General features: G+C 60.7%; 3 protein-coding genes. All 3 read left to right on the forward strand.

Annotated elements, in window-relative coordinates; genetic code table 11:
• Positions 1–127: 127 nt before the first annotated feature.
• The 3 genes from FFS10_RS22675 to FFS10_RS22685 are packed head-to-tail and all read left to right on the forward strand — an operon-like array spanning position 128 to position 3,557.
• Positions 128–1,054 (forward strand): DNA cytosine methyltransferase, encoded by a 927-nt coding sequence (locus FFS10_RS22675; protein WP_283957677.1) that lies wholly within the window; start codon positions 128–130, stop codon positions 1,052–1,054.
• A gap of 17 nt (positions 1,055–1,071) precedes the next feature.
• A complete protein-coding gene (locus FFS10_RS22680) occupies positions 1,072–2,535 on the forward strand; it encodes an McrB family protein (protein WP_137896862.1) in 1,464 nt (487 codons plus the stop codon).
• Positions 2,535–3,557 (forward strand): DUF2357 domain-containing protein, encoded by a 1,023-nt coding sequence (locus FFS10_RS22685; protein ID WP_137896863.1) that lies wholly within the window; start codon positions 2,535–2,537, stop codon positions 3,555–3,557. The genes FFS10_RS22680 and FFS10_RS22685 overlap by 1 nt, the downstream gene beginning before the upstream one ends.
• Positions 3,558–3,643: the final 86 nt, after the last annotated feature.

Raw genomic sequence — 3,643 nt, forward strand, 5'->3', positions numbered from 1 at the left:
TCGATCAGGACGCTGCGCCTTCAGTTGAGCGTCGCACTCGCAGGCGCCCTGGGACATTGCCCGCATTGCGCCGCGGTTAGCGTCCGACTACGTTTGTGACACAGTAAGACTAGGCAAGCTCTCGGAAATTGTCATCCAGATGCTAGAAAAAGACCTAGGCTACAAAGTGGAGGTCGCGGTCGTCAACTGCGCGGACTACGGCGTCCCCCAACTGCGCGAGCGCGCTGTCTTCATCGCCAGTTCCATCGGTCCAGCCTCGTTCCCGAAGACTACGCATGCCGACCCCAAGACCGAGAAGCTCTTGAAGGAGGGGCGCCACCCCTGGGTCACCGTCGCGCAAGCCATCGGCGACTTGCCGCCCCCAGCGTTTGAAGAGGACGTCCTTGGGGGGGGGCCATTGAGCCTATACGGCGAGCATCCCAGCGACTATGCGAGGTCGATGCGCACGTCAGACGCCTTCCCCTACAACCACATCACGCGGGGCTACAAAGCCTCGGTTCTCGACATCATCCGGGAAATGCGGCCTGGCCAAACGTGGGACGCCGAAAGCGAACGCATGCAGGCCAAGTACGAGCTCGCGATTGCCCGCCACGCCAAAGCCAAAGGCATATCCGAGAAACGCGCGCGGCGCGAGCTTGAACGCTCCGGCGCGATCAATCCAGTCTTCTACAAGGACTACTATTGGAGCGCCTACACCCGGCTGGCTTGGGACGCGCCCGCCTTGACCATCACAGCCAACGCGAACTTCCTTGGCTCCGGCCGCTTCTCACACCCCGAGGAGCTCCGCGGAATCACGATGCGGGAGGCCGCACGCCTGCAATCGTTCGATGACGACTTCCGATTCGTTACATCAATGACCGATGACAACGACACCGGGCGCATCGGGGTCGGCATGGACATGATCGGGGAAGCTGTGCCCCCAGGACTGTCCCAAGCCATCGCGCTTCATTTGGCTGCTCAACTGGACGCTCGGTCCCCTGCCAATGCCAAGAGCGAGAATGCTGCGAAAGCGCCCGTTAAAAAAGCCAAGAAGGCTTTGGCCAGCAAGGATTGACACCTTAGGAGGAATAGATGCCGCTCACCAATGACGAAATTTTTGAGCTCGCCCGCGAAGCCCTTAGAAAGATGCTTGCGGACCACGGGCCCGACTACAAGTTTCCGTCGGATGTGATTTGGCAAAACATTCCCCCTGGCGTCGCGGTGCCGAGCACCGGCCGCCCACACCAACCCAAAAGGCTCATGAAGACCGGGTACTTGGAACTCACTGGAGGCATGACCCAGGCGCAGTCGGAACAACGGGCCGGCAGCATGACGAAGGAATATCGGTTCGGCTCGGCTTTGGTGCCGCGCGCTGCGCCGGCCATTCCTGCGGGAGGCGGCCCACCGTCGGCAGGAGCCTCCGCCAGCGACGCTCTCGCTCGCATTCAAGCGCTCATGGACGCCGAGGGCTATGTCATTTCAACAGCCGAGCTCGCGAACTATTTCCTTGCCATGACCGTCAGCCCCTTGGTCATCCTCTCGGGCATTTCGGGCACTGGCAAAAGCCTGCTTCCCCGCAAATTCGCCAGGCGCACGAACTCGCTCTTCCACGCGATTCCGGTGCAGCCTCAATGGTCCGATAACAGCGACCTGTTTGGCTTTGTCCCCACGCTGTCGCCCGACAAATACATCAAGGGGGCATTGATCGATGGACTGCTCGACGCCAAGCGCAGCCCCGGCAAGCTCGTCATCGCCTTGCTCGATGAAATGAACCTCGCCCCCGTTGAGCACTATTTCAGCGACTTCCTGAGCGTGGCTGAAACCCGCGAACGCAACGGCGCCGTCATCAGCTCCGATCCGCTGCCCATAGAGTTGCCCGCCGCTCCCGCGCCGGGCGTGGCCGACCCCTTAGCCGAACTGCGCGACATCGAACTGCCGTCCAACCTGCGAGTCATCGGCACCGCCAACATGGACGAGACCACCCACTCGTTCAGCCCGAAGGTGCTGGACCGGGCGTTCACCATCGAGTTCGACGATCCGGATTTGACCTCATTCGCTTCGGGCGCTGCGGCTGGCGCCGAAACCTTCGACGCGTTGGCGCAAATCGTGATCAACTCCTCGAATGCAATCTCTGTGCTCGAAGCCCGAGGCGCGAGCCAAGACCTGTTTGAGCACATAGCCCAGCTACTCAACGAGATTCAGGAAATCCTCTCGCCGGCCGGCATCAAGTTTGGCTACCGCACGCGCGACGCGATCCTGCTCTATCTGCACTTCTGGAAGGAGCTCGACTTGGGCGGCATCATGGCCGGCTACGCCGCGCTGGACTTCTGCATCCTTCAAAAGGTTTTACCCAAGGTGTCGGGCAGTGGCGAAGTGCTCTCACAGACGCTGCAAAAGCTTGCTGACTGGCTCAAGGCGCGGGTGGAGGCGGCCACTGCGGCGGAACTTGGAGTGGAAGCCGACTTCGCGGGCCCGCTCGAGCGCAGCCACCAAAAAGTTGTCCGCATGATCGAGCTACTGAACCTTGACGGCTCGACTCGCTACTGGGGCGCCTGATGCCTTTGCTGCTTCAAGCTGCAGGCGCCGGCTGGAGGCTGGAAATCATTGGGAAGCTGCCCGAACTTCCACCATTCCTGGCCACTACCCCGGAGTCGTCGATCCTTGTGACTGGCGTGTCGTCCATGGAGCGCCATGACGCCAAGTCCAATTCTCTGGTCCCGATCGCGCCTGGCGACCTCATGGAGCCACTGTTTTTCGAAGCGGTCGCCTATGACATCCACTTCGAGAAGTTGGACCCGTCAGCGACCTTGAAGCTGCCACCAGGAGCGGAGGCCCGGCGCGTCCGACCGGACACTGAGCACCATCTGCTGAACTTTGGCAACAACGTCGGTTTTTCTGACTTGCTGATCTCGTCCTCGGGCGGAAACTCGCGGATTCGCATCGAAGCCTTCTCGCGCAAGGCCGACTATCGCACGGACTATGTGGCGATGCGGGACGATGTTTCCGCGATGCTTCGCAACCTGGCCATGGCCGCCAATGCGAAGACCTACGGGCTCGCCGCGCCGGCCAAGGACCATTACCCGACACTCGTCGAGTGGTTCGCCCTGTTGAAAAGCCACTTCGACGACTTCATCAAGCTGGCCCTGGGCATCGCCAAGAACCCGCACAGCGCGTTGGCCAAGAAAGCCATCGCCGTCGACACTGAGCGCGCCCGCAGAGTTTCACGCCAAGCCATCGCCCGTGCTCTTCGAAGTGAAAACGGTGGAGCCGCGATCTCAAGCCTCGGCATTGCGCTGCCTCGGAAGATTCACGAAAGCGTTTCGACCCCAACATTCGACACGCCCGAAAACCGCTACTTCAAGGGGCTGATCAAGGCGACCTACCGGAACATCCGCGCCTTGTCGCACGTGAAGGAGTCCGGCGACGAAGACGCCGATTTGCAATCGGAGCGCAAGTTTTTCGACTCCATCCGTCCCACGCTCCAAGGAATGGAGCGCCAGCTTGAGGCTGTGCTGCGCGCTCCGTTCTTGGGACAGGTTGCCGACGCAGCACTAGTCTTACTGTGTCATAAAAATTAAGGCATGATATGCCCGTCATTTTTCCCTGTGACGAGGGTGCGATGGGCATATCCAAAGAATTCGATCGATACATGGCTCACCTGGCC

Origin of the sequence: Ramlibacter sp. 2FC (genome assembly GCF_005503345.1) — a bacterium.
Taxonomy (GTDB): domain Bacteria; phylum Pseudomonadota; class Gammaproteobacteria; order Burkholderiales; family Burkholderiaceae_C; genus SCMQ01.